The sequence below is a fragment of the Nonomuraea sp. NPDC026600 genome (assembly GCF_040638335.1).
Lineage (GTDB): Bacteria > Actinomycetota > Actinomycetes > Streptosporangiales > Streptosporangiaceae > Nonomuraea.
On sequence record NZ_JBEZYD010000002.1, the window covers coordinates 364,311 to 389,894 of the forward strand.

The following is a 25,584-nucleotide window of genomic DNA, read 5'->3' on the forward strand; positions in this document are numbered from 1 at the left end:
TCAGGTGAGGTTGGACAGGTCGGTGACCGGGGTCGACGGCTTCATGTCGGCCGCGTTCGCCAACTGCGGCACGAGCACGTCGAGCGCGTAGAGCAGGGCGTCCGGGCCGCTGTACGACAGCGCGCCGCCGAGCGGGGTGGAGAAGTCCGTATAAATGGTTCTATCGGTCTTGACCACTTTCAGCCGGGAGAAGACCGGCGACGAGGCCATCTTCGCCTTGGTCGAGCCGTTGACGAACAGCACGTCCCGGTCCAGCAGGTCCAGCCGCTCCTCGCTGATGTCGCCGTTCTGGCTCTGGGCGGCGAAGCCGAGCGCGTCGAACAGCGCGCGGCGCGGGTCGCGGCCGGGGATCAGGTAGTGCTGTCCGTTCTCGGGGCCGTAGTCCACCACGAGGACCTTCCCGGCGAACTCGGGATGCGCCTGCTTCGCCTCGGCGATCTTGGCGTTGACCTTGTCGACGAGCGTCTGCGCCTCCGCGGACCGGCCCAGCGCCTTGCCCGTGGTGAGCGTCTGGACGTCCCACGGGGTCTGCTCGTCCGGGTACTTGCTGGACTGGACGACCGTGGGGGCGATCTGCGAGAGCTTGTCGTACGTCTGCTTGTTGACCGTCTCGTAGATCGCGATGATCAGGTCGGGCCGCTGCTTGATGATGGCCTCGAAGTTGATCTCCGCCGAGAACGTGGGCAGCGGCTTGCCGCCCAGCGCCGTCTTGACCCACGGATAGGTGAGGTACTCGTCGAACCACTGCCGCGTGCTCACCGGCACCACGCCGAGGGCGAGGGCGAAGTCCTGGTCGTTCCACCCGACGGTGACCACCCGGGTGGGCCTCGACTTGATCGTGGTGGACCCGAACTTGTGGTCGATGGCGACGGGGAAGGCCGGATCGGCCGTCGCCGTCGCCGTGGCCTTGGGGGCCTGCGCGGGGCTCGAACACGAGACCAGCGAACTCACCATGAGGGCGCAGGCCGCGGCGATCGCCGCGACGCGCGAGAGGCGGACGGTGCCGGGAGGAGTCATCTGAGGTCCTTGTCTCTGTGCCCTCCGGCGTCTCGGTGACCGCTGGCCGGGGGGTTGCACAGGCGGGAGTCGATGGATGTACTTAGGATAGCATTACCTAACTTTCACCATCCTTTGGAGGGCATGGACATGCAGCGCACCCTGCTCGGCGGAAAGATCCACAGGGCCACCGTGACCCAGGCCGACCTGCACTACGTCGGCTCGATCACGATCGACAAGGTCCTCATGGACGCGGCCGATCTCGTCGAGGGCGAGCGGGTCGACGTCGTCGACATCACCAACGGGTCCCGGCTGACGACCTATGTCATCGAAGGGCCGGCGGGTTCGGGCGTGATCGGCATCAACGGCGCGGCCGCGCACCTCGTGTCCCCGGATGACCTGGTCATCATCATGTCCTACCGGCAGGTGGACGAGAGCGAGGTCAAGTCGTATGTCCCGTCCGTCGTCCACGTCGACGGGCGCAATCGGATCGTCGCCCTCGGATCCGACCCGTCCGCCCCGGTTCCGGGCGCCACCGATCAGAAGTCCGGCTCGGTGGTCGGCTGACCGGGCGGCAGGCCTCGGCCTTACCGGTCAGGCGGGCAGTCGCCGGCCGGTGACCGCCGAGAAGAGCCGCTCCTTGCCCGGCAGGATGCGCAGCCGGACCCGTTCGCCCTTGGCCGGCGGCTGGTTGGGGTCGACACGGGCGATGACGGTCTGTTCGAGGCGTGCCGGATCGGTCGTGTCGGCGTACTGGCCGTAGAGGAAGGCGTCCGAGCCGAGTTCCTCCACGACGGTGACGGTGACCGGGAAGCTCCCCTCCGTGCCCTCGCTCACCACCTCGACGCTCTCGGGCCGGAAGCCCAGGACGACGCGGTCGCCGCCCTCGTCCTTGAGCGCGTTGAGCGTCTCGCGGCTCAGCGGCACCCGCGTGTCGTTGAGGACCGCTTCGCCGCCTTCGACCGGGTACTCCGAGAGGTTCATCGACGGGGAGCCGATGAAGCCGGCGACGAAGACGTTGGCCGGGTGCTGATAGAGCCGGAGCGGCGTGTCGACCTGCTGGAGCACCCCGTCCTTGAGGACGGCGACCCGGTCGCCCATGGTCATGGCCTCGACCTGGTCGTGGGTCACGTAGACCGTCGTCACGCCGAGCCGGCGCTGCAGCGCGGCGATCTGCGTGCGGGTCTGTACGCGTAGTTTGGCGTCCAGGTTGGACAAGGGCTCGTCCATGAGGAACACCTTCGGTTCGCGGACGATCGCCCGGCCCATGGCCACGCGTTGCCGCTGCCCACCGGAGAGCGCCTTGGGTTTGCGGTCGAGGAACTCGTCCAGGTCCAGCAGGTGGGCCGCCTCACGGACCCGGCGGTTGATCTCGTCCTTGGGCGCCTTCATCACCCGCAGGGCGAAGCCCATGTTGTCGGCCACCGACATGTGCGGGTACAGGGCGTAGTTCTGGAACACCATCGCGATGTCCCGATCACGCGGCGCCAGGTGGGTGACGTCGCGCTCGCCGATGGCGATGCGCCCGCCGTCCACCCTTTCCAGCCCGGCGAGCATGCGCAGGGAGGTGGACTTCCCGCAGCCTGACGGGCCGACGAGGACCAGGAACTCACCGTCATGGATGTCGAGGTCGAGCGCGTCGACCGCGGGCCGGTCGGATCCGGGATAGACGCGGGTCGCCTCTTCGTACAGGACTCTGGACATGATCTCTCCTTAGGATGCGCCCTCACTCCTGCGGCCGGACGACGGCCTTGACCAGCTTGGGGTCACGGGTTCCGGCGGTGAGTGCCTGCTCGACGTCGGCCAGGCCGTAGTGGCCGGTCACCAGCGCGTCCAACTGGACGCGGCCCGCGGCGGCCAAGGCGATGGCCGCCGGCCAGGTGCCGGCATAGCGGAACGTGCCCGTCACCTCGAGTTCGCGAGTCTGTACGTGGGAGAGCGGCAGCGGGATCTCGTCCCCGCCCATGCCGATGAGGACGACGCGCCCGGCCCGGCCCACCGCGCGGACGGCCTCCCCGATCGCGGCCGGATGACCCGAGCATTCGAGCAGCACATCGGGCTCGAACCCGGCGTCGGACAGCCGGGTCTCGCCCACGTTGAGGGTCTCGCTCGCGCCCAGGTCACGGGCAACGGCGAGCCGGACGGGGTTCACGTCGGTGATCAGGACGTCGGTGGCGCCGAAGGCCAGCGCGGTCTGCATGCACAGCAGCCCGACCGGGCCGGCGCCGGTGACCAGCACCCGCGTGCCCGGCTCGACCCGGGCCTTCCAGCAGGCCCACACGCCCACCGACAGCGGCTCGATCAGCGCGGCGGCGTCATCGGACAGGGTGTCGGGGACGGGGTAGGCGAACTCCTCATGCACGACGACGTACTCGCAGAAGGCGCCGTCGATCGGCGGGGTGCCGAAGAAGCGCATGCGCGGGCAGAGGTTGTACCGCCCGGACCGGCACTGCCGGCAGGTGAAGTCGGGCACCCCGGGCTCCACGGAGACGCGCTGCCCCACACGCCGGCGGCTGACCCCCGGCCCGGTGACGACCACGGTGCCGGACGGCTCGTGGCCCAGCACCAGCGGCGACTCCACCACGAAGTCGCCGATGCGGCCGTGTTCGTAGTAGTGCACGTCCGAGCCGCACGTCCCGACCGAGGCGACCCGCACCAGCACCTCTCGGGGACCGGGCTCGGGCCGTGGTCGCTCCTCCAGTTGGATCTCGCCGACACCCTGCAGTACGGCCGCGCGCATGGCCCACCTACTCCCCGGTGATGGCGCCGAGGGTGAGTCCGGTGACCAGCCAGCGGCGCACGGCGAGACCGGCGAGCATCATCGGCACGACCACGATCGTGCCGATCGCGGTGAGCTGACCCCAGTCGATGCCGGTCTGGGTGACCAACTGGGAGGCGGCGATGGGCAGCGTCTGGGAGTTCGGGCCGGAGAAGACCACGGCGAAGGCGTAGTCGTTCCAGGCGAAGACCAGGCACAGGATGAACGTGGTGACCAGCCCCGACTTGGTCAGCGGCAGGATGACCATGCGGAAGGCCTGCCAGCGGGAGCAGCCGGCGACCAGCGCCGACTCCTCCAGCGACGACGGCACCTCGGCGAAGAACGCGCTCATCAGCCAGATGGCGAAGGGCAGGTTGAAGGTCAGGTAGGCCAGGATCAGCCCCGGGATCGAGTCGATCAGGCCGAGCCCGCGGAAGATGAGGAACAGCGGCACCACGACCGCCGCGATGGGCGCCATACGCGTGGAGATGATCCAGAACGCCAGGTGCTTCTTCCCGCGCATGTGGGTGCGCGCCAGGCCGTACCCGGCCAGCGCGCCCAGGCCGACCGCCAGCAGCGCGGAGATGCCGGCGGCGAGCACGCTGTGCAGGATGTACGGCCCGAGGTTGTTGGCCCCGCGGAACAGGTTGCGGTAATTGTCCAGGGTCGGCGAGAAGAAGACCTGTGGCGTGGCCGAGGTCACGTCCTGGGCGTTCTTGAACGACGACATCAGCATCCACACCAGGGGGACCAGCGTCCAGAGCAGCGCCACCACGATGAGCAGCGTCACCATCCACCGCGTACGCCGGCTGCTCTCCTCCAGCGGCGACTGCGCCTCTCCGCGCGGGGCGGCGGTGACCGGTTCCCGCGGCGCGGCCCCACCGGGAACGGCCTGCTGAGGCGGGGACGACGGAGGCGTCATCGAGGTGCTCATCGGGTCAACCCCCGCACATCCAGCAGCCGCACGAACGTACGGGCGATGAAGATCGAGAAGGCCAGCATCGCCAGGCCGATGGCGGCGGCGTAGCCCAGGTCGAAGAAACGGAACGCGGTCTCGTACAGCCGGATGGGCACGATCTTGGTCGCGTCCGCGGGGCCGCCGTTGGTGGTGACCCAGATGATGTCGAAGAAGCGGATGGCGTCCATCGAGCGGATGAGCAGCGCGACGAGCAGCACGTTGGAGATCGCCGGGAAGAGGATGTAGCGCAGCGTCATCCACCCGCGGGCGCCGTCGACGGCGGCGGCCTCCCGCACCGACTGCGGCACGCTGGACAGCCCGGCGAGGGTGATCAGGGCGATCAGCGGGGTCCACTCCCACACGTCCATGAGGACGACGGCGGCGAAGGCGCTGAGCGGGGCGCCGAGGATGTCGCCGCTGTAGCCGAACGCGCGCAGCACCCACGCGTAGAGCCCGAAGGTGGAGTCGGTGAGGTAGCGGCCCAGCAGGCCGACGATCGACGGCGCGGCGAACATCGGCAGCAACAGCAGGGCGAGCAGGATGTTGCGGCCGCGCAGCACCCGGAACAGGCACAGGGCGATGCCGATGCCCAGGACCATCTCCAGCCCGACGGTGAGCACGAAGAAGATGATCGTCCGCAGCCAGGACATCCACATGTCCGCGTCGGTGAAGAAGCGCGCCCAGTTGGTCAGGCCCACCAGGTCGAGCCGTACCCCGCCCAGCAACCGGACGCGGGAGAAGCTCATCGCGATCAGGGCGATGAACGGCACGATCGACAGCGCGGCCAGCAGCAGCAGGCCGGGAGCCATCATCAGGCCTTCGAAGCCGATCCGCGGCTCCTTGCGCGGGGTGCTCTTCAGCCTGGCCGATCCGCGTACCGCCGAGGTCTCCGCCGCGTGCGTCATCTAGGCCACCCACCCTCGCGCCACGATCTGGTCCACCCGCGACTTGATCGAACGCATCGCTTCCGCCGGTGACTCCGCCCCGCTGAGCATCGTGGAAAGCTGGGTGAAGATCGCGGTGTTGCACTCGTTCCACATCGGGATCTTGGGCCGCAGGCCGATCCGGTCAGGCTGCCAAGCCTCCCGTACCGCGGCGGCCGCGAGCATGTTGGGCATCGGCGACGGCCGCTTCTCGGCCGCGCGCACTTCCGGCATCTCGTACACGGAGGTGCGTGTGGGGGTGCCGCCACCGGCCTTGCTCTTGAGGTTGGCGAGCTGGGTCTGGGGGGAGGTGGCCCACACGAGGAACAGCCAGGCGGCGCCGCGCTCGTTGGGCATCGTGTTCGCGCTGATCCCGATCCCCGTTCCGCCGTACATGTTGGCCGTGGCGACCGGGCCCTTGGGCAGCACCGAGTAGCCGACCCTGCCGGGCAGCACCAGCTCGTTGCTGGCCGCGAACTCATGCCAGTTCGGGCACATCGCCAGCCGGCCCGCGCGGAAGGCGGCGCCGACGCCGTCCCAGTCCCACGTCTTCGAGGCGGGATCGGCGATGGACAGCAGCCGGTTGTAGAACTCCGCGCCCGCGATGGCGGCTGCGGAGTCGAGCCGGCACGGTCCGGGATCCCGCGACCCCAGACGCCCCACTTCCTTGCCGTGGTCGAAGTAGTTGCCGCCGTAGGACCACAGGACGTTGCTGAAGTCGTTCATGAGGGAGTCGTGCTGCCTGGCCTGGTGGCCGGTGCCGTACTTGACGTCCTCCATCCCGTTCTTGTTGAACCACTGGGCGATTCGGAAGTACTCCTCCCAGGTCCGGTCACCGCTCGGGGTGGGGTCGAACCCGAGGTCCTGCGTCATGCGGTTGTGATACTTGGCGAACAGGTCCTGCCGGTACTGCCAGATCATCGTCGGCGCGTCGTAGGGCAGGGCGTAGTAGGGCGCGGGTTCGACGAACCGTCCGGCGGCATCCATCTGGACGGGGATGAAGTCCCCGACGCCGCCGGGCAGCTTGGGCAGGTTCGGATCCGCCTCCAGCGACCGCAGGTCGACCAGCCCTCGCTGGTACGGCGCGAGCACCTGGTAGGGGTCGGCGTAGATCACCTGGTACTGGGCCCGGCCCGAGGCCAGGTCCAGGGCGACCCGCTGGACCAGGGCGGACAGCTCGAGCGTCACGATCCTGACGTCGATCCCGGTCAGATCGGTGAACGGCTTGGTGTTCGCGGCGATGGCGGCGGTCGGGGCGGTGTTCTCGGAGATGAAGTTCAGGGTGGCGCCCTGGAACTGGCGCCACTGGTCGCTGGTAACGGCTCGTGTCACATCACCGTGAGATCCACACGCACTCAGGCTTCCGCCGATGGTCACCGCTGCCCCGGCGGCCAGGGCCCCGCGAAGAATGTCGCGTCGGCTCGGCTGATGTGGATAGTTCACTGCCCACTTCACCCCCGGTACCGCTTAAGAAAAGGGCGATGAGACCAGGTTTATCCCTTATCGACATTGCTTTAAATGGTGCATGTGAGATTTTCGCCGGGATTATAGAATATTTTGGCTTTTCATGAGTTAAGTAAAATTGTCAAGTGCGGTGCTCCACGAGCTCCCGCACCGTGGCGCGGGCGCCCTTGGTGTGCAGCGATTCCAGCGCCTTCAGGTACGGCTCCACGAACCGCTTGTCGTCGACCAGATCGCCGAAGAGCTCCCGATTCGCGATGAACGCCGTGGGCTCCCGGCGCTGCGTGCCCGCGATGGCCGTCAACCGGTCCTTCAGCCGGTCGACGATCGCGATGGGCGCCCCCGATTCGTCCACGCCCTCGGCGTAACGCGCCCAGCTGGCCACCACGGCGGCCGCGCGGGCGACCTCCCCGCCCTGGGCCAGTTGCTCGCGTATGACGGGAAGTAGCCACTTCGGGATCCGGTCCGACGACTCGGCGCAGAGTCGCGCGACCGTGTCGCGTACCTCGGGATTGGCGAAGCGCTCGATCAGGGTCCGCTTGTAGGCGTCCAGATCGACGCCCGGCACCGGGCGCAGCGTGGGTGTGGCCTCGACGTCCATGTAGGCGAGCAGGAACGCCGCGATCGCCGGGTCGGAGGCCGCCTCGTGGACGTAGCGGTATCCGCTGAGGAAACCGAAGTAGGCGAGCGCCTGGTGCCCGGCGTTGAGCAGGCGCAGCTTCATCAGCTCGTACGGCTCGACATCCGCGACGACCTGCACCCCCACCTCTTCGAACGGCGGCCGGCCACCGGGGAAGTCCTCCTCCAGCACCCACTGCGTGAACGGCTCGCAGATGACCGGCCACTCATCCCGCACCCCGAACGTCCGGGCCACGGCCTCGCGGTCCTCGTCGGTGGTGGCCGGGGTGATGCGATCGACCATGGAGTTGGGGAAGGCGACCTCGCGCTCCATCCAGGCGGCGAGCTCGGGATCGGCGAGCCGGGCGAAGGCCGTGAAGGTACGGCGGGCGACGTCGCCGTTTCCCTGGATGTTGTCGCACGACATGACCGTGAACGGCGGCACCCCCCGATCGCGCCGGCGCCGCAGCGCCTCGGTGACCAGGCCGAACACCGTGGCCGGGCGCGCTCCGGGTGCCAGATCCGCGCGGATCGCCGGTGTCTCCGTGTCGAACTCACCGGTGACGGGGTGGAAGTTGTAGCCCCCCTCGGTGACGGTGAGCGACACGACGCGCACGGCAGGCTCGGCCATCTTCTCGATGACCGCCTCGGGATCGTCGGGGGCGAAGAGATAGTCGACGATCGACCCGATGACCCGGGCCTCACGCGTCCCGTCAGGGTGCTTCAGCACGAGTGTGTAGAGGCCGTCCTGCGCGGTCAGCACGTCGCGCATCCGCGCGTCGCCGGGCAGGACCCCGACCCCGCAGATCGCCCAGTCGAACGCCTTGCCCTGGTTCATCAGCCGGTCGAGGTACATCGCCTGGTGCGCGCGGTGAAACCCGCCCACCCCGAAGTGGACGATGCCCGCCGTGAGCAGCGACCGGTCGTAGGAGGGGACCGCCACCTGCTCGGAAAGGCCGGTCAGCGTCTCCTGCGTCAGTGTCGTCACAGCCATCGGTCCCCCTCACCGGCCCCCCTACGCTCAACATGGCCAACTCCGCCCGCTTCAAACTCCTGACCTGCCTGTATGCCCGTGAGCCCCGGCCGCCGAGGCCAAGACGGCTAGGTTGTCCTTGTCACGCGGGATCTTTGGTGGAGGAATGATGTGGGAAGAGCAGTTCGCCACGCTTTCGGCCGTCGCCGCGCGCCAAGGAGGGATGATCACGGAGGCGCAGGCCGGTCGGCTGGAGATCGGCAAGCAGGATCTGCTCCGGTTCGCCGAGTCCGCGTTGCTGGTCGAACTGGATTGGGCGGTCTACCAGTTCGCTTGGTCGTCGACGGGGCCGCGCTACGCCTATCCGCTGGCCGCCTGGCTGGCGATCATGCCCGAGAGTTTCCGCTGGGAGCGGTCGAAGTCCCCCCATGAGGACGCCGTGCTCTCGCACGAGTCGGCCTGCGGGCTGTACGGGCTGGGACCGGTGCCGAGCCCGTTGGTGAACTTCACCGCCCCGGACGAGGTCGAGGGTCCCCGGGCGACGAAGATCCATGTCGCGGCGCTGAAGCCGGACGAGGTGCGCGTGGTGGAGGGGATTCCGGTGACGACCCCTGCCCGCACGATCGTCGATCTCGCGGCCGGCTGGGCCGATCACGGTGAGCTGCGCCGCGTCCTCATGGACGCCGTACTGAAGGATCTGGTCGATCTGCGGCAGATCCACGCGGACCTGGCGCCGCTGGCGGGACGGCACGAGTTCCCGGAGGACGGCCGGGAGTTCGTGGCGTATTTCCTCCCTGACCTCGCCCCGGCCGGTCTGTCGCCCCGTAACCAGCGGAGCTACGCCGCCCTGGCCTACCCGGACCGGGTGGCCCACCTCCAGCCCGGAGTGGCGCGGCTGATCCCGGAGACCGGCGACGAGGCGCTGAGCTGGGACATAGCCGCCGAGATCATCGGGCGGACCGGCTAGGCACCGGCTCGTCCGGATAGAGGTCACGCCACAGCCGCCGCAGGAACCGCTGCGTGCTGCCGTCGCTGTACCGCACGGCCCGGTACAGCGACGGCGCCTCCTCGGGAAAGTCGAGGGCATGGCGCAGTTCGGCCTTGAACCGGGCCATCTCCGCGTCTCCCGGCCGTCCGGCCAGCCGCTTCAGGCTGTCGTAGGCCCCCTCGTCGGCGGCGGGATGGCAGTGGACGGCGCAGAGGCGCACCAGTGTCGAGTCCGTCAGCTCACTCACCTCCAGCCGGTGGCGGATCCACGAACATCGTGGAGATCTCGTACCCGTCCCCTTGCCGGTCGACCTGGAAGAAGAACTCGACGGTGCCGCCGTCGAAGCTCTCCATGGGCGCGGCCCGCGGCTCCGGCACGGTCGGGACCTCGCCCGCGCGCAGCGCCCTGACCCAGACCGACCGGTTCGCGACGGCGGTCTCCGGGCTGCCGTCGACCGGCACGATCCGGAATCCGGCGCAGTACAGATGTCCGTCGGGGCCGAGCAGGTCATCGATCGACAAGGACACCCGGCCGGGACGCCTGTCGGGGTCGAACGGCGTCGCGAGGGCATCCCGCATGACCGGGTGCTCCAAGCTGCGGGCGAAGGCGACCGCGAAGGCGACCGGATCGTGGATGGCCGTGGCCGTGTCGGGGCAGCGGTGCTCCCTGTCGCCCGGCCGGAACGCGTCGGTGGCGCGCCCCCGCTGCTCCTCGTCGAGCTGGGCCGGATCTTCGAGCCGGGCGACGCGGCCGTGGAGCCTGCCATCGGCGGCGAACGCCCCATGCCGGGCGAGATGATGGCCCTGTCCCTGGTCGATGGCGACGAGCACCCGCTGGACGGCGGGGTCCAGGCGGGCCGCGGCGGCCAGCCACGGCCGGGCGGCGGCGTTCCGCGCGATGTAGGCGGCCGCCTCCCGCGTGCTCACGTCCGGCAACCCCGCCGTGGCGGGGTCGAACCGGTCGAGCACCTGCCGGGGCGTCGGCTGCCCGTCGCCCATGGGGACGTCGAGCCGGTCGGCATAGGGCCGTACATCCGGCGCCGTGACGCGGGCGACCGCCTCGCCCAGGTCGCGGATCTCCGAGGAGTCGAGCTGGAAGAGCCGCAGGTCGTCAAGGGCCCGGCGGGCGAAGCCGGGCGAGTCGAGCAGGGCCTTGACGGCGTTCGTCACGGCGGTGGCGCGCTCGCCCGGATCCAGGTCATAGGCCCGGGAGATCCGGATGGCGTCCACGTCGATGCGGGACCGCTCAAGGTGCAGCACGGTGTACGGATGCGCCAGGGACACGCCTTCGTACTCCTGATCGACGGTGAACCGCGGCTCCAGCACGCCCAGCAGGGCGAGCCGGATGCCGTGCCACTTGCGGCCGGCCTCCTCGGGCGTCCGGGCGTCCACGCGCACCCACCGGCGTAGCTGTTCGGCGTAGTACGCGCTCCGCTTCCAGTCCTCCTCGCTCCAGTACGTCCAGCGGTCCCCGTCGAGCGTGGCGCTGCGGCCCAGCCGGTCCGGCCACTGATCCAGCTCACCGCTGCTCACGAGCCGGTTGATCCGGTCCACCGTGACCGCGACCCGGGCCGGGTAGTAGACGGCGACGGGCTGGCCGCGCCGATTGGCCGGGTCGGGCAGGTCCGGACCGAACAACAGCCGCCGCATCGCCGGAAGCGGCGCCTGGCCGGTCCGCGCCGTGACGAACCTCGTGACCGGCCGCCCGCTCGCCTCGAAGCGCGGATTGCCCTGCTCGTCGAGGACCTGCTCGGCGTGGCCATAGGCCCAGTCCTGCCAGTAGAGCTGCCAGCGGTTGCCCTTGTTCCCGTCGTGCTCCCTGGCCTCGAAGTAGACGGTGGGCACGCCGAGCATGGCCGGGATCTCCAGCGCCCCGCTCTCCATCCCGATCTGCACGACGTCGCTCTGGGTCGTCAGGCGATGGAAGAACAGGCCCTGCTCGGCGTAGCTCAGCGCCTGCCCGCCGTTGCGCGCGGCCGTCCAGAACTCCACCAGCGTCCGGGTGTCGACCCCCTCCAGCACCCCTTCCTGGCGCCAGGCCTCTTCCAGCTCGGGACGGCCCGCGAATACGTCGTCGCCGAGCAGGACGACGCGCCGTCCGGGATGCCGCGCGCGCAGCGCCTCGATCGTCTGGCGCAGCACCTCTGGCCGGGTGTCCAGGTGCGGGCCGTGCCTGCCGCCGACCGGCTGGCCCCGGGTGTCGCGGACCCAGAGCAGGGCGTACTCGCCAGCCTGGCCGTTCGCCTGCCCGAGCCGGTCGACCACCGCCTGGGCCCGCGCCGCCCGCCGCGCGGCCGTCGTCTCGTCCGGCCCGAGCATCGCGTCCACCATGCGCTGCCGTGCCCGAACCGGGTCGGCCTGGATCGCCTGCAAGGCGAAGAGCTGGGCCCGCATCCACTGCGACTCGGTGTAGTGGCTCTTCTGGCTCGTGTTGGCGAACGCCAGCCGGACCCGGTGCGGTTCGACGCCGTAGTCGTTGATCAGCCGCTGCCGCAGGGCCAGGGCGTCCCGCAGCGGCTTGGCATGGAGCTCGATGAGGTCGTCGATCAGGGCCGCGGGGTCGGCGCCGTTGACGCTCCGTCCCTTGACCATCCGGTGCATCGCGGCGGCGTTGGCCTCGTCCAGCGTGATGCCGTCCGGCACGGCGCCGAGGTAGGCCAGGTGGGACTGATGGGCATCCCACTGGAAGGTCTTGAAGCCGCGGTCCGGTTCGTAGGCGATCTCCACCGTGGTGTCCGGATCGGCCATCAGCGCCGCCGCGTGGCTGTACAGCTCGCCGCGCTGGTGGGCGTAGAAGCGCAGGTGCTTGAAGTTCTCGTGGTCCGGGCCGGGGACGCGGGTCAGCTCGACGTACCCGCTGTCGTACATCATCCGGCCGCGGATGAAGTCGATCTTCTCGGCGGGGGAGAGGTCGGTACGCTGCTTGAGCTCGCGCAGCTCCGCGTCGAGGTCGCCCGCGGACAGCCGGTCCCACGTCGCGATCATGTCCGGGCTCGCGTGGACCGCCGACGCCGGCGCGGTGCTGGGAACCTGGAGCTGCCGTACGTCCGCGGTCCCGCCCGGCGCGACCGTGTCGCCGGCGACGTCCGGCGCCGTGACGTCGTCCGTCTCCACCCAGCGCCGGAGGTTGGGGTCCCAGCGGCTCGGCGGCGGCGCCTCTTCACGCAGCAGGGGATCGAGGAACGCCCGCGCCACCGGAACGGCCTCGGTGAGCCCGGCGTACGGCAGGCCGGGCGTCGTCCTGGCGTACTGGTCGAACTTCCGGAACCAGTCCGGACTCGGGATCTCGAAGGCCGACGGCACCTTCAGGTTCTCGCCCTGCTCCAGCCGCCAGGCGAACTCCGCGTGCAGCATCGCGTGCGTGGCCGGGCCGTCCCACGAGGAGTTCAGGATGATCATCAGGATGTCGACCAGGTCCTGGCACCGGTACGGCAGGTCGCCCGCCTTGCAGCTGAACAGCCCCTTGCCGCGGGCGATGCAGTCGTGGCAGCGGGTCTCCAGCGTTCTGATGCCGTGGGTGTAGATGCCCGACACCTTGTGCGCCAGCGTGTCGTGGTAGGAGATGACCCGCAGGCCGGGGCTCTCGTCGGGGTGTCCCGTGGAGAGGATCTGCTGGGGGAAGGGGATGATCTCCGGTTCCTTCCACACCGCACGGGTACGCGGCGGGGCGAGGTCGACGCTGAGCTGCATGATCTCCATGTCGCCGCAGTAGACCGTGTGCGCCATCCTGACGGCCTTGCCGTGCAGGATGTAGGTCTTGGACTCCCGGACGAACCTGAGCTGGTCACCGTGATCGCGGGCGAGCGCGGCCTCGTACTCGTCGGCCATCGCGTCCGGGTCCGGGTTCCCCGACATGCGGACGAGATCGATGTCGGTGCTCGCCCGGCCGCCCGGGTTCCTGGAGAGCATCGCCTGACCGCCCTTGAGCATCCAGTCGTCGGGGTTGGCGGCGAAGATCCGGCCGATGGCGCGCTGGAGCGCGAACTGCTGCAGCTCGTCGAGCGGCGCCGTCCCGCGCCGGTGGGCCTCCGCCCGTACCTGGCTCATCAGGTCACGCCAGAACCCGAGGAACTGGCGGGGCGCACTGTCCGCGTTCCGGTCGCCGGCCGGACTGAGGCTGGAACGGAGCCCATCGGTGGGATCCGCCTGTGCCGGAGCTGCCTGTGCCGGAGCCGTCGGCAGGGTGATCCCCGCGCGGCGGAGCTGGATGAGGCCCGGCATCGAACGCCGATGGCTCTGGATGGCCCGGCGCACCGCGTCCGCGCCCGTCTCGCCGGGATGGGGTGCCACGGTCGCCGCGAGACCCACCAGCGTGTGGATCTTCTGGGTGTCCACGGCGGCGGCCGCGTCCTTGCCCAGCAGCGCGTTGATCGACGCCCGCAGCAGGTCGATCCGCGGAACGGCATCGCCGAGCAGCAGCTCCGACAGGTGCCGCACACCGGCGAGCTCTGCGGTGGCGAAGGAGTACTCCGGTCCGGTGCCGTAGATCTCCTGCGCCATCTGGACCAGCGCGTCCGTGTACGCCAGGTGCTGGTTCGTCAGGGGACGCCCGTCGCCGAACAGATTGTCCATGCGTTCGAGGAGCCGGAGATGCTCCAGCAGCGGGCGCCCGTCGGACGGGAACTCCTCCGCCAGCCTCAGGACGTTGCCCGGCAGGCGGCCGGCCGGCGCGAAGTCCGGCCGCGACCACTCCTCCGCCGGCGCCGCCGGGGCGGGCCGGGTGAGCGGCACCTTGGGCTGCTGGTCACTGTCCTGGACGAGCGCGAAAAGGTGTTCCAGGTGCCGGTCACGGAGCCCGGCCGTCTCGGCCACCGTACGGCCGTCGCGATCGAGCACGGGCCGGCCATCCGACCAGAAGAGCTGAGCCTGACCCAGCAGGTTGGAGTCGGCGTGGACGTCGGTGGCCGCCAGGTCGCGCCGGGCGTCGATGAGCGGGTGGGCGTATTCGTCGAGCATGCCGAGGAGATGCAGCGTCTCGTGCGCGAACACGACCGGCTCCATCCCCGCGTACCAGCTCAGGTAGTGGATCGGCGGGCGGTCGCGGTAGGACCGTAGCTGGTCCAGCGGGGTGCGGATCACCTCGCCGTCGCCGTGCCAGCTCCGGCGGTCGGCGAAGTCGGCGGCCCGGGTGCCGGTGCCGGGGTGCAGCCGGACGACCGTGCCGTCCGGGGCTCCGTCGGGCGCGGGCACGAGCTCCATCCGTACGTGGAGGAGCGAGCCGTCGGGCAGTTGGTGCTGGTAGTTGTAGTAGAGGTCGATCCCTTCGAGCAGCCGGGCGTGCGCGTCGGCGATCTCCTCGGGGGTGAGGCGGGGATCGGCCCGATACTGCGCTCGTACGGTGAACTCCGTGACGGGACGTAACTGACCCTTGTACGGGACGAGCAGCCTGCGCGCCTCCACCCGGGCGGCTCCCGAGGTGACGGGGACGGTGACCGGCTCGGGGATGGCCTCTTCGCGCAGAGCCTCCCATTGGTGGGCCGGCGGGACGTCGCGCGGGTCGTAGGCGTTGGCGAGGGCCTGGCCGGACCTGGAGGGCGGGTCCATGTTGAGCTTCGGCGTCCGGGTCGCGTGGTCCAGGTCTGTCTGGGGTGAGGCGTCCCGGTTGATGAGGTCATCGATACTGCCGGACCGTCGACCTCCGGCGGCGGTGCGGCGACTCTGGGAGTTGGGGCCAGCCTGGCCGTTGGCCGTTACGGCGGACGCGGCGGAAGTGGCGGCGGCCCCAGTGGGCGCGGCATGCACGGTGGGCACGGCCATTGGGTCGGACGATGCCCGTGCGCGTGGGCCGGTGGGGGCGTCGGTCGCCGGGAGGGTGGGGTTCGGGCCTTCCGGGTGGGCCGCCGCCGACAGACCGGCAGGACCGTCGGTGGCGAGCACCGTCTTCGGCGCCCCGCTGGAGGGCTGGTCGGCCGGTGCCGTCTCCGCCCGGCCTGCTTCGGCCGCCGTTTCCTCCACTGCCGGTGCGGGATCGGCCGGCGCGGAGTCGGTCGGTGCGAGGTCGGTGGGTTGTGCCGTCTCAGCGGGCGACGTGCTGGGGCGCGGCTGGCCTGGATCTCCGGCCGGAGTGCCGGGCTGCCTCGCCTGGGATGCGTCGGAGGCGGTCGGGGGGACCGCCGGCCGGGACCCGTGCGCCTGTGGCTCGGCCGCCACCCGGACAGAGTCTCCCTGCGTGCCCTGAGAGGGGACCGTGGGGGAGGCCGGTCCGCCCGACGGCGTCCGCGGACCGCCGGACGGGCCGGAGGCCCCCGCCCCGTCCGGCGGAGCCTGCGGACCGACGACGGGTCCCTGACCGGCGCCCGGCCGCCCATCCGTGCCAGGCCGCACGTCCGTGCCGGGTCCCGTGTCTGTGCCGGGCCGCGTGTCCGTACCAGGTCGCGTGTCCGTGTCGGCGCCCGCCAGATCCGTGGTCGCCAGGTCGGCGCGCGCCTGATCGGTGGCCGCCGCGGTATCGAAGGCCGAATTCAGCGCGCTCACCGGATGCAGCACCGCCCCGGCCACGCCGGGGTTGAACGGGCTGATCGTGTTCGTCCGTCCCGCGCCGCCCATGAACCCACCGACCAGGGAGTCCGCGGTCGGCGGCGCCCACTGCCCGTACACCAGCCCGTTGGCCACGAAACTGCCCGCTGGCGAGGCCACCACGTTGTTCAGGCCCGTGTTCAACGCCCGCCCGGGGAACCGCCGGAAGGCGTTGCCCCACCCGGGCAGGTCCCCGGCCGTCCGGTTCAGGCGGCCGATCCCCGGGACGGCGTTGGTGAGCCTGGACACCGGAGCGCCCAGCTTGGTGCCGGCGACCGCACCCACGCCGGCGCCCACCGCCGCGGCCACGGTCTTGTCCCAGTCCCAGCTCAGCCGGGTGCCCATCTTGATCTGCTTGTACTGGGTGTAGGCGTCGATGAAGACCTCTTCACCGATCTCCTCGATCAGTTCGTGCGTCAGGGCGGACGTCATCAGCCGGCCGGCCAGCGAGCCGCCCGCCAGGGTGGTCAGCCTGCCCGCCGCGGTGACCCCGGCCGGGCGGGACGCCGCGATCCCCAGGCGGGTGAGGATGTTCCTGATGGCCACCCGCAGGCTCGTCGCCGCGGGGCCGACCAGCGGCGCGGTCGCCCCGGCCGAGAAGAACGAGACGAGCAGCGCGACGGCGATCGCGATGACGGCCACCCAGAAGGCCACGTTGATCGAGATCTTGGAGTACTGGGTCTCCAGCGCGAAGGCGTCCGCCTGCTGGGCGTACTGATGGTGGGCGGCCATCTTGGACAGTGCGCCGGTCCGCTCGTCGTACATCTGCCCTACGCGGGTGAACGTGACGGGTTTGGCGGGAGACTCCCACTCCGCGGAGATGGTCCGAACCGCCGTGCCGGTCGGCTCGAAACTCTCGGCGTAGGTGTCGACGGCCCGCTGGTGCGCTTCGCGCAGCAGCCACAGGCCGCTCTCGCTGGCCTTGGGCCACGCCTGTCCCGACATGAGCATCGGGATCAGCCAGTAGACCACCCAGTCCGGCAGTTGCTCCGTCTCCCACACCGGGCGCACATCTGTGGTCGAGATCCCCCCGAACCTGTCCGATGGCAACCCATCCGGTGTCTGTGAATTGACCTCACCCCGACCCGCCACGCTGGTCCGTCACACTTCCTTTCTGGTCCGGCCGCCGGAGGCGAGATCCTGCGCGATCGCGGCGTCCGTGGCGCGGGAGTTGGCGATGGTCTCGCGGAGCAGCGGCCCGGCGTCCACGATCTCGCCGACCAGTGCGGTCCCGGATTCGACCAGCCTGCTCGGGCCGTCATCCTTGAGGTACGCCTGCGCGAACATCCGGCCTTCCGCGCCGTCCCCCCAGGGGGCGGCCGCGTTGAGCGCCTTCAGCTCCGCCGACACCTCCGGCCACGCCTGCTCCAGGTCGAAGGCCATGGTGTCCCATTGGGCGATCCCGCTCTCGATGAACGTGCCCAGATACAGGTTCTGGGGGCTACGAGTCGGCAATCTCCCTCCCCGCCATCTGGTCCGCCAGCTGCGCCAGCACGGTTTCCACGTCGCCGTCGAGGTGCGCCCGCATCTGTTCGGCGGGGATCACCGGCTCGAAGATCTCCACGACCCGCTGCCGCATTCTCGCCGCCGCGTGATGAGTGGTGTCGGTGATGACATCGGCCAAAGTACGCGCGTCGGGACGGCGGTAAATCCGGGGGTCAAGATCCAGCCGGACGAGGTCGCCGCGCGAATCAACCGTGACCGCGACCAGGCCGTCCTGGGATTTCTCCGTCACCTGTACGGTCTTTGCCTCCGCCAAAAGACGAAGGCCGTCGTCCTGTAATCGCAGAAATGCCTTCCGTAGTTCATCGGCGTAAGCCTGCATGCCCGCCGCATCCGTTTCCTCGATCGATTGCACGTGCCGTTATCTCCTTATTACAGAGAGGTAACACCCGCTCTTCGAGTAACGGATCATATAGGTGACATTCGCCGTCGTTCACAGCGAATTCACAAAATATTAGAGTTTTCCGAGGTCAACGGCCTGCTCGCGCAGGGCCGCCACGTCGTCGCGGGCGACCCAGCGGCGGTACACGCCTCGCTCGACCCGCTCCAGCCCGAGCTCCACGGCCACGGGCGCCGACCCACCCGGGTACTCCAGCAGAACCTCGCCGTCCCTCTCCGCGATGACCAGGAAGGACACGCCTTTCCACGCGCAGACCGTCGTGACGAGATCCACCCGCTCGCACTCCGCGGCGGGCACCGTCCTGACCCAGCGTCCGGGCGCGACCTCCGCGAACCCCGGGCCCGCGGCCGAGCCGCGCAGGCGCAGCCACACCCCGTCGGCGCGCAGCTCCGGAGCGGCCTCGTAGTCGGTCCCGTCCCAGCGGACGCGGTAGAAGGACCGCGTCATCGCGCCGCCTCGGGAAGGAGCCACCGCCCGAGGTCCCCGTCGAAGACCGCGCGGCGCCGGGTCACCCCGTCGATCCCCAGCTCCACGATCTCCGCCCCGTACGGCAGCGCGACGCCCGTCACTTTGTACTCCCTGATCGTCTGATCGACGCTCGGCACCAGTCCCATGCCGACGAAGGGCGGCTCCTCGACCACCCAGCCCGCGACGGCGCGCATCCCCTCCTCGTCCATCCCGCCATAGGGCGTCCGGTAGAGGTCGAAGCCGATCGCGGGCCAGCGCAGGATGTTCACGGCGCCCCGGTCGGTGAGGGCGTCCTCCCGCGACAGCGCCTCGGCCAGCACGGAAGGCGTCGCGATGTGGGCCACGTCGAGGGCGTGGTGGCAGTATCCGGACACCCGTGGCTCGCCGTCGTCGAGCAGCGCCTGGATCTCCGCCGGTCCCAGCAGCTTCTGCACGATCGGGACGCCCGGCTCGACCGCGTGGTCCTGGGCGAGTGTGGGCACGGCGAGCCTGGCCACCGTACCCGGCTCCAGGAAGAACGCGAGGTCGAGCCCGGCGTTGATCGCCAGCCCCCAGCGCGGGTCCGGCCAGCCCGCGGCGAGCTCCACCAGCGAGACGACCCGGTAGTGGGCGACGCCGGTGGCGGCCCGAAGGGCGGCCTCCGAGGTGTAGGCGATCAGCCAGGTGCGCTCGCCGTCGTCCCGGGCGGCCCAGGCCATCGGCTCGGCTCCGGCGGCGGCGGCTTCCCTGATCGGCATGGCGAAGTCCGCCGCCCGCAACAGGCCGAGGCAGAGGGCGAGGTCTCCTTGCGCCTGTGCCGCCGCAAGCTGTTCTTCGAAAGGACTGGCCTGCCACACACGGCACACCCTACAAGCGCGCGGCCGCCACACCGCTCGCCGATGTCACCACCGAGGCGACTGGGCCCGGCGGGTGGCAGGTGCGAATATCGGCTCGACCGGCGCCAAGCCATCGGCGAAGGGCGGGCGGATTTTCATGAGAGCAGTTGTTCACGACCGGTACGGGCCGCCGGACGTCCTGCGGCTCGAAGACGTCGAGCGGCCCGTACCCAAGGAGGGCGAGGTCCTCGTCAGAGTCCATGCGACCACGGCCGGCACGAGCTTCGAGGAGGCGGCGGCGGTCTGCGATGGGGTGACCCTTGCCCTGATGGGCCTGAGGCCGGCGGATCTCCGGAAGGGGCGCGCGATCCTCGTCCACGGCGCGTCGGGATCCATCGGGACGGCGGCGGTTCAGCTGGCCAAGCACTTCGAGGCCGAGGTCAGGGACTCCCTCGGACCGGGCGGGATCTACTTGGCGACCGACGGTTTGCGGAACGTGATGCTGGCCTGGTGGACCGCGCGGATCGGCGGCAAGAGGGTGGTGTTCCCGATACCTCCTCGGTACGAGAAGCAGGACGTTCTCTTCCTCAAGGGGCTCATCGAGGCGGGGAGATACCGGGCGGTCATCGACCGGCGCTACCCGCTGGCGGACGTGGTCGAGGCGACCAGGTACGTAGAGACGGAGCAGAAGACCGGAAACGTCGACGTTTTCGGCACGTTAGGCGCAAACAATGAACCGGCCGTGAACTCCCCGCGGAAACCGGATAAATGACGGCAGAAGCTGACCGCCGTTTCCGTTAACCTCTCGGTCATTCTGGAGTCTTTATGGTGTGTGCGCTTTGATGGCCACGCTGGTCAGCGCGAGCACCAGGTCCAGGTCGAGCTCGGCGTCCACGTGCACGGCCACCCACGCGCGGTCGGCGCAGCTCTGTACCTGGTCACAGCCGCGCAGGTGCGGCTGTAGCCGGTTGATCGCCGGAGCGGTCAGGCGCAGGCGCACCTCGTCCCTGCCGGTCAGGCGGACGATTTTCGTCCTTCCGACCGTGAAGGCCACGCCTCGCCGCGTGTCGCTCAGGGCCAGAGCCGGCCAGGAGCGCAATTCAGCCATCGCCCGGGCCACAAAAGGCCCGTGACGAAGGCTCGTCTGTCGCCTGACGGAAATTCCTGCCATACCCCCTAATGCTGCTCCACGGCACACCGTGCCGCCATCCTGTGTTCCTCAACTGTTATCCGCGGGCCGTAAAGACGCCGATCGTGCGCCTTGAATATCAGCCGTCGGTGTTGGCGGGCCGGCGCCAGGGGCCGGTGATCGCGAAGACGTGCCCGGGGGTCTGGATGTTGGCGAACAGGATCCGGCCGTCGGCGCTGAAGGTGGGGCCGGTGAACTCGCTGTCGTTGTGGTCGTTGCGCGCCATCGGGTACGCCTTGCCCTTGTCGGTGACGCCCACCAGGTGCTGGATGCCCTCGCCGTCCTCCGCGAGGATCACTCCTCCGTACGGCGAGACGGTGATGTTGTCCGGCCCGTCGTAGTTCGTGTCCTGGGTGGGGTCGGGGTTGACGCCGAAGAGGGTCTTCAGCGTGACCGTCTGGTGGCGCGGGTCGTAGAACCACACCTGGCCGTCGTGCTCGTTGACGCTGCCGTCGGTGTGGCGGGCGAAGCTGGCGACGAAGTACGCGCCGCCGTCCGCCCACCAGGCGCCCTCCAGCTTGCGGCTGCGGGTGACCTGGTCGTTGGTGAGTTGCACGCGCACCGACTGGGTGCGCGCGTCACGGTCGGGCACCTCCACCCACTGGACCCGGTAGCAGGTGCCGGGGGTGGTGGCCTCCGACAGGTCGGCGACGTGCGTGCCGTCGTGGTAGCAGCTCATCGCCTCCAGCTTGCCCGCGGTGTCGCCGCCATCGGACAGCGCCAGCTTCCGCAGGGCGCCCCGGCCGCCGCGGAAGCCTTTCGGCGGCGTCCAGCGGTAGTACAGCCCGTTCGGGCCGCCGGCGTCCTCGGTCAGGTAGATCGCCGACGTGTGCGGGTCGACGGCGACGGCCTCGTGCGAGTAGCGGCCGAGGAACTTCAGCGCCACCGGGTCCTGGTTGGCCTTCCGGTCGAACGGGTCGACCTCGAACACGTACCCGTGGTCCTTCTGGAAGGCGCCACCGGCCCGCTGCTCGGTCTCCTCGCAGGTCAGCCAGGTGCTCCAGGGCGTCTTGCCGCCCGCGCAGTTGTTGTGCGTGCCGGCCAGGCTGACGTACTCACGGATCCGCTCGCCGTGCGCGTCCACGTCGATGTTCGTGGTGCCGCCGCCCGCGCCCGTGTCGTAGGTGAGACCGGGCAGGGCGGGCACCCGGTACGGCTCGCTGCCGCCGATCTCATGGTTGTTGACCAGCGTGGCGCCCCGGCCATGGGAGAAGCTCGCGGTCCCGTCCGCGTCACTCGGCGTCGGCTCGCCGCTCTCCAGCAGCGTCACCCCCGCCTCCGCGACGATCCGGTACGAGAACCCGGCGGGCAGGGCCAGAATCCCGGCGGGATCGGCGACCAGCGGGCCGTAGCCGAGCGGGGGCCGCGTGGCCGCGAACGCGGGGGGCCCGGCGATGGCCTCAATGCTGCCGGCGAACACGATACCGAGGCCACCGGCGGTGCCGCGGCTGATGAAGGAACGGCGGGAAACAGGTGCGGACATGGGACATCTCCTCCAGCGTCGAACGTCTGCAGGAGCCGACCCAACTGCCTCCGGGAGAAGGCCGGCACCCCGCACTCCGCCCCTATGGTGAACGCTGGATGAAGAAACCGGCAGACCCGGCCTGGGAAGATCGTCCGAAGATGAACGACTCGTACGTGCTGCGTTTGGAAACACGACATGTGACACTCCTAGCGTGCCGGGCATGAAACGCATCTCCCTGGCGGTGGGCGCCGTCGCGCTGGCCGTGAGCCTCGCCCCCTTGACCGGTCCCGCGTCCTACGCCGCCGCGCAGGACGGTACGGGCCGCGCCACGCTGACCGGATTCGCCGCGCTGCCCGCGCAGACCTTCGTGCCCGGCAGCGAGCCCTCCGGCGCCCAGCTCGGCACGACCCCGATCAACGGCGTCACCCCGCCCTTCGCCGGCCAGCCGGTCCAGGGCTTCAGCGGCATCGCCCGGCGCGGCGACGGCAGCTTCGACGTGCTGTCCGACAACGGCTACGGAGCCAAGAACAACAGCGCCGACTTCCTGCTGCGCGTGCACCGGATCAAGCCCGACTTCAAGGCGGGCACCGTCCAGGTGCTGGGCGGGTTCAACCTGTCCGACCCGCGTGGCCGGGTGTCCTGGCCGCTGACCAGGGCGGACCGGGTGCTCACCGGTGCCGACTTCGACGTGGAGTCGATCGTCCGGTCGGCGGACGGCACGTACTGGATCGGCGATGAGTTCGGCCCGTTCCTGCTGCACTTCTCCGCCACCGGGACGCTGCTGGAGGCGCCGATCGAGCTGCCCGGCGTCAAGGCGCCGGAGAACCCGACACTCAACGGCGCGACCCCGAACCTGGCCGGCAGCAAGGGCTTCGAGGGCATGGCCCGCTCCGCCGACGGGCGGTGGCTCTACCCGCTGCTGGAGGGCGCGGTCAGCGGAGACCCGGCGGGCACGCTGCGGATGAACGAGTTCGACGTCCGCAAGCGGGCGTACACCGGCAAGCGCTGGACGTACAAGCTGGACAGCCCCGCCAACGCGATCGGCGACGCCATCGCGGTGGACGAGCACCGCTTCCTGATCATCGAGCGGGACAACAACCAGGGCGACGCCGCCGCGCTCAAGCGCGTCTACCTGGCCGACAACCGGGACCGCGACCACGACGGCGCGCTGGACAAGACCCTCGCCGCCGACCTGCTGGACCTGGCCAACCCCAAGGGCCTGGGCGGATTCGGGGAGACCTTCCGCTTCCCGTTCCAGACCATCGAGGACGTCGTGATCCTCGACGACCGCACGCTCGGCATCCTCAACGACAACAACTTCCCGTTCTCGTCCGGACGGACGCCGGGCCGGCCGGACAACGACGAGTTCATCACCGTCCGCCTGCCCTTCCGCCTGCACGCCCGTTGACGATGAGGGGGCGGGCCCGGCCCGCCCCCTCCAGCATTCGAGACGCTCGTCTATGCGGATGGCACGTTCCGATAGCATTGCAAATAGTACTTTTGACTATAAAACGGTCAGGAGGGGTCGCGGGACTGTCAGGGCACCATAACGGTTGAAGAACGGCAGGCGTCACATGAGCAACGGGCACTCAGCATGGGTCGCATGGCGGTCCCCTTGAGTGCACGTGGTGGCAGCCCGACGTCCTACATGGAACGAGCCAAAACCGAGTTCGGCACCTGGCCCGTCCTGGCCATGGCAGAGGCCTCCGACGCCGTCGTCTTCAACGTGGGCGACATCGAGATCCTCCGGCTGATCGGCCGCGACACCGCCCATCTCCACCTGACCCGGCCCGTCCTCGAACGCCTGCATGAGGCGCTTGCCGTCTCCGCGCACGTTCACCTCGCCACCCAGGAACAGGACGGGTGGATCACCCTCCGTCTCGACACGCGCGCCGATTTCGATCTCCTGGTGGCGCTGGTCAGCCTCGCGATCAAGGCCAACATCGACCCCGCCTGACGCGTTCGCCGGGCGGTGCGGCCGCGACGGCGGCCCGGATCAGGCGTTGAGCGCTTTCAGGAGTCCGGGCTTGGCGGCCTTCTTCCAGACCGGCGCGAGGTCGCGTAGTGCCGCGTCGGCCGCGTGGCGTTCGTCGGCGAGCAGCAGGCCGAGGGTGAAGGCGTCGGCCACCCGCAGGCCCGGCCGGGTGGCGAGCTGAGTGAGTTCCTGCTGGGCGACCAGCGCGTCCTGGCGGCGGCCGAGGGTCTCCTGCAGCCGTTCGGCCTGCTTGGCGAGCTTCTTGGCGGGGATGCCGAGCACCGGGGCGGCGGCTTCGGCGGTGTAGCGGGCGCGCTTGGCCGCCTTGCGGGTGGAATGCAGGGCTCTGTCCCGCTCGGCGCCCTCGGGCAGTTTCTGGGCCTCGGTGTACCTGGTGAGCACCTTGCGCCAGCTCCTGGCCACCAGGCGGGGCGTCTGGCGGCTCGCCTTGCGCCCGGCCCGGTCCTGGAAGGGCGGGTCGGCGATGAAGTCGTCGACGGCGGCCAGCAGGGTGAGGTAACGCGGCGCACCCAGCGTCCGCTTGAGCACCTGCCGGGCCTTGCGTTCCCGCGCGGCCAGCAGAGCGGGCCAGCGCGCGTTCCGGGGGCCGTCCTGGGGCCGGCCGGTCAGGCGCTGGTCGAACCGGGCGGTGAGCACTTCGAGATCGCGCACCGTGCCCAGCTCGCCGGCCAGCCATCTCAGCTCCGCCTCCAGCGGGGCGACCCGGTCGCCGTCCAGCAGCCGGGAGTGGGTACGCAGGACGCTGCGGATGCGCCGTACCGCCACGCGCATCTGGTGCACCGTGTCATCGTCGTGATCGGCCAGCCGGACCAGCGGGTCGTTGCCGAGCAGCTGCTCGCGCTGTCGCCGCAGGTACGCGACCAGGGCCGCACCGGCGCTCCGCCCCGAACCCCGGTCCGCGGCCGGGGGCAGGTCGTCGCCCAGCACGCGCGCCAGCTTGGACACCGACGGGGACGGCGTCGCCCCGGCCGCACGCAGCCGGCTCTCGACGGCGTCCAGGAGGCCGGTGGACCCGTCGACCAGCTCGACCTCGATCTCGCGCCACGACGCGGGCCGGCGGTCCCGGCCCAGGCGGCGGCCCACCACCTGGTCGTCGGCCACCTCGGCCAGGACCTTGCCGCCGTGGTCGTGCAGCCGCCGCACCGTGCGGGTGGTCTCCAGGACGACGACCGGGACGAGCTCATGTCCGCGTACGTGGGCCGCGACGAGTTCGGCCAGCTGGGCGGGTATGTGGTGGACGTCCGCGCCGAGCGGCGCGTGCACCTCCCGCCTGGCCCCCTTGGCCATCGGCAGCTTGAGATGCCACCCGGCGTCCGCGCCGCCCTGGCGACGGCGCAGGGTGATGCCGTGGGCGGCGAGGGTCAGGGCCGCGGTGTCGACGTACTCCGCCACGAGTTGCCACGTCTCCGGCTCGTCCGCCGTGACCTCGCCGTCCGGACCGGTGAAGCCCTCGATCGTGATCTCGGCGCCGCCGTCGACATCGTACTTGCGTTCGATCTCCACATGGGTTGTCATCACAGCGCTCCTCGACTGCAGACAAGTCGGCGAGCACCCACCT

General features: G+C 70.2%; 21 protein-coding genes. 5 read left to right on the plus strand and 16 right to left on the minus strand.

Annotated features, from left to right (window positions below; translation table 11 throughout):
* The gene (locus AB0F17_RS05225; RefSeq protein ID WP_358016532.1) at positions 1-1,017 is read right to left on the minus strand and encodes an iron-siderophore ABC transporter substrate-binding protein; all 1,017 of its coding nucleotides are present in this window, start codon (positions 1,015-1,017) and stop codon (positions 1-3) included.
* 129 nt (positions 1,018-1,146) lie between these two features.
* Here AB0F17_RS05225 and panD point away from each other — a divergent pair, with 129 nt between their 5' ends.
* A complete protein-coding gene (panD, locus tag AB0F17_RS05230; RefSeq protein WP_358017357.1) occupies positions 1,147-1,563 on the plus strand; it encodes an aspartate 1-decarboxylase in 417 nt (138 codons plus the stop codon).
* 27 nt (positions 1,564-1,590) lie between these two features.
* On the opposite strand, the gene ugpC is transcribed toward panD, so the two are convergent.
* The 6 genes from ugpC to AB0F17_RS05260 all read right to left on the minus strand — a co-directional run bounded on the left by ugpC (position 1,591) and on the right by AB0F17_RS05260 (position 8,708).
* On the minus strand, positions 1,591-2,700 hold the full coding sequence (gene ugpC, locus AB0F17_RS05235) for a sn-glycerol-3-phosphate ABC transporter ATP-binding protein UgpC (RefSeq protein WP_358016535.1): 1,110 nt from the start codon (positions 2,698-2,700) through the stop codon (positions 1,591-1,593).
* 22 nt (positions 2,701-2,722) lie between these two features.
* Positions 2,723-3,736: an NAD(P)-dependent alcohol dehydrogenase gene (locus AB0F17_RS05240; protein ID WP_358016537.1), complete on the minus strand. Its 1,014-nt coding sequence runs from the start codon at positions 3,734-3,736 to the stop codon at positions 2,723-2,725.
* Between the two features lie 7 nt (positions 3,737-3,743).
* Complete coding sequence (locus tag AB0F17_RS05245; protein ID WP_358016540.1) at positions 3,744-4,688, minus strand: carbohydrate ABC transporter permease; 945 nt, start codon at positions 4,686-4,688, stop codon at positions 3,744-3,746.
* Positions 4,685-5,617: a sugar ABC transporter permease gene (locus tag AB0F17_RS05250; protein WP_358016543.1), complete on the minus strand. Its 933-nt coding sequence runs from the start codon at positions 5,615-5,617 to the stop codon at positions 4,685-4,687. The genes AB0F17_RS05245 and AB0F17_RS05250 overlap by 4 nt, the downstream gene beginning before the upstream one ends.
* Positions 5,618-6,967 carry an extracellular solute-binding protein gene (locus AB0F17_RS05255; RefSeq protein ID WP_358016546.1) on the minus strand — a complete coding sequence of 450 codons (1,350 nt, stop codon included), beginning with the start codon at positions 6,965-6,967 and terminating at the stop codon, positions 5,618-5,620.
* Positions 6,968-7,220: 253 nt separating this feature from the next.
* Positions 7,221-8,708, minus strand: a complete 1,488-nt coding sequence (locus AB0F17_RS05260; protein ID WP_358016549.1) for a mannitol dehydrogenase family protein — start codon at positions 8,706-8,708, stop codon at positions 7,221-7,223.
* Positions 8,709-8,856: 148 nt separating this feature from the next.
* On the opposite strand from AB0F17_RS05260, the gene AB0F17_RS05265 reads away from it, so the two are divergent.
* On the plus strand, positions 8,857-9,654 hold the full coding sequence (locus tag AB0F17_RS05265; RefSeq protein ID WP_358016552.1) for a hypothetical protein: 798 nt from the start codon (positions 8,857-8,859) through the stop codon (positions 9,652-9,654).
* Here the strand turns inward: AB0F17_RS05265 and AB0F17_RS05270 are convergent.
* The 6 genes from AB0F17_RS05270 to AB0F17_RS05295 form a co-directional block, all read right to left on the minus strand.
* Complete coding sequence (locus tag AB0F17_RS05270; RefSeq protein ID WP_358016555.1) at positions 9,635-9,922, minus strand: hypothetical protein; 288 nt, start codon at positions 9,920-9,922, stop codon at positions 9,635-9,637. The genes AB0F17_RS05265 and AB0F17_RS05270 overlap by 20 nt on opposite strands.
* A complete protein-coding gene (locus AB0F17_RS05275) occupies positions 9,915-17,192 on the minus strand; it encodes a hypothetical protein (protein WP_358016558.1) in 7,278 nt (2,425 codons plus the stop codon). The genes AB0F17_RS05270 and AB0F17_RS05275 overlap by 8 nt, the downstream gene beginning before the upstream one ends.
* 99 nt (positions 17,193-17,291) lie before the next feature.
* Positions 17,292-17,645 carry a hypothetical protein gene (locus tag AB0F17_RS05280; RefSeq protein ID WP_358016561.1) on the minus strand — a complete coding sequence of 118 codons (354 nt, stop codon included), beginning with the start codon at positions 17,643-17,645 and terminating at the stop codon, positions 17,292-17,294.
* Entirely contained in the window at positions 17,632-18,048 is a 417-nt protein-coding gene (locus tag AB0F17_RS05285; RefSeq protein WP_358016564.1) for a YbaB/EbfC family nucleoid-associated protein, read from the minus strand. Before AB0F17_RS05285 ends, AB0F17_RS05280 begins: the two co-directional genes overlap by 14 nt.
* 99 nt (positions 18,049-18,147) lie before the next feature.
* Positions 18,148-18,540, minus strand: a complete 393-nt coding sequence (locus AB0F17_RS05290) for a hypothetical protein (protein ID WP_358016567.1) — start codon at positions 18,538-18,540, stop codon at positions 18,148-18,150.
* Entirely contained in the window at positions 18,537-19,397 is an 861-nt protein-coding gene (locus tag AB0F17_RS05295; protein WP_358016570.1) for an SseB family protein, read from the minus strand. The genes AB0F17_RS05290 and AB0F17_RS05295 overlap by 4 nt, the downstream gene beginning before the upstream one ends.
* Positions 19,398-19,533: 136 nt before the next feature.
* Here AB0F17_RS05295 and AB0F17_RS05300 point away from each other — a divergent pair, with 136 nt between their 5' ends.
* On the plus strand, positions 19,534-20,148 hold the full coding sequence (locus tag AB0F17_RS05300) for a zinc-binding dehydrogenase (RefSeq protein WP_358016573.1): 615 nt from the start codon (positions 19,534-19,536) through the stop codon (positions 20,146-20,148).
* Between the two features lie 51 nt (positions 20,149-20,199).
* Here AB0F17_RS05300 and AB0F17_RS05305 read toward each other — a convergent pair whose 3' ends face one another.
* Complete coding sequence (locus AB0F17_RS05305; protein ID WP_358016576.1) at positions 20,200-20,484, minus strand: luciferase family protein; 285 nt, start codon at positions 20,482-20,484, stop codon at positions 20,200-20,202.
* A 160-nt stretch (positions 20,485-20,644) separates the two neighbouring features.
* The gene (locus AB0F17_RS05310) at positions 20,645-22,048 is read right to left on the minus strand and encodes an alkaline phosphatase PhoX (RefSeq protein WP_358016579.1); all 1,404 of its coding nucleotides are present in this window, start codon (positions 22,046-22,048) and stop codon (positions 20,645-20,647) included.
* Positions 22,049-22,250: 202 nt separating this feature from the next.
* On the opposite strand from AB0F17_RS05310, the gene AB0F17_RS05315 reads away from it, so the two are divergent.
* Positions 22,251-23,438 (plus strand): esterase-like activity of phytase family protein, encoded by a 1,188-nt coding sequence (locus AB0F17_RS05315; protein ID WP_358016582.1) that lies wholly within the window; start codon positions 22,251-22,253, stop codon positions 23,436-23,438.
* A 195-nt stretch (positions 23,439-23,633) separates the two neighbouring features.
* Entirely contained in the window at positions 23,634-23,987 is a 354-nt protein-coding gene (locus AB0F17_RS05320) for a luciferase family protein (RefSeq protein WP_358016585.1), read from the plus strand.
* Between the two features lie 39 nt (positions 23,988-24,026).
* Here the strand turns inward: AB0F17_RS05320 and AB0F17_RS05325 are convergent, their stop codons facing one another.
* Entirely contained in the window at positions 24,027-25,541 is a 1,515-nt protein-coding gene (locus tag AB0F17_RS05325; protein WP_358016588.1) for a CYTH and CHAD domain-containing protein, read from the minus strand.
* Positions 25,542-25,584 lie beyond the last annotated feature (43 nt).

Bases quoted from the DNA above. Each gene is read 5' to 3' on its own strand.
- AB0F17_RS05225 (WP_358016532.1), bottom strand. From the start codon at position 1,017: ATGACTCCTCCCGGCACCGTCCGCCTCTCGCGCGTCGCGGCGATCGCC.
- panD (WP_358017357.1), top strand. From the start codon at position 1,147: ATGCAGCGCACCCTGCTCGGCGGAAAGATCCACAGGGCCACCGTGACC.
- ugpC (WP_358016535.1), bottom strand. From the start codon at position 2,700: ATGTCCAGAGTCCTGTACGAAGAGGCGACCCGCGTCTATCCCGGATCC.
- AB0F17_RS05240 (WP_358016537.1), bottom strand. From the start codon at position 3,736: ATGCGCGCGGCCGTACTGCAGGGTGTCGGCGAGATCCAACTGGAGGAG.
- AB0F17_RS05245 (WP_358016540.1), bottom strand. From the start codon at position 4,688: ATGAGCACCTCGATGACGCCTCCGTCGTCCCCGCCTCAGCAGGCCGTT.
- AB0F17_RS05250 (WP_358016543.1), bottom strand. From the start codon at position 5,617: ATGACGCACGCGGCGGAGACCTCGGCGGTACGCGGATCGGCCAGGCTG.
- AB0F17_RS05260 (WP_358016549.1), bottom strand. From the start codon at position 8,708: ATGGCTGTGACGACACTGACGCAGGAGACGCTGACCGGCCTTTCCGAG.
- AB0F17_RS05265 (WP_358016552.1), top strand. From the start codon at position 8,857: ATGTGGGAAGAGCAGTTCGCCACGCTTTCGGCCGTCGCCGCGCGCCAA.
- AB0F17_RS05290 (WP_358016567.1), bottom strand. From the start codon at position 18,540: ATGACGCGGTCCTTCTACCGCGTCCGCTGGGACGGGACCGACTACGAG.
- AB0F17_RS05300 (WP_358016573.1), top strand. From the start codon at position 19,534: ATGAGAGCAGTTGTTCACGACCGGTACGGGCCGCCGGACGTCCTGCGG.
- AB0F17_RS05305 (WP_358016576.1), bottom strand. From the start codon at position 20,484: ATGGCTGAATTGCGCTCCTGGCCGGCTCTGGCCCTGAGCGACACGCGG.
- AB0F17_RS05310 (WP_358016579.1), bottom strand. From the start codon at position 22,048: ATGTCCGCACCTGTTTCCCGCCGTTCCTTCATCAGCCGCGGCACCGCC.
- AB0F17_RS05315 (WP_358016582.1), top strand. From the start codon at position 22,251: ATGAAACGCATCTCCCTGGCGGTGGGCGCCGTCGCGCTGGCCGTGAGC.
- AB0F17_RS05320 (WP_358016585.1), top strand. From the start codon at position 23,634: ATGGCGGTCCCCTTGAGTGCACGTGGTGGCAGCCCGACGTCCTACATG.
- AB0F17_RS05325 (WP_358016588.1), bottom strand. From the start codon at position 25,541: ATGACAACCCATGTGGAGATCGAACGCAAGTACGATGTCGACGGCGGC.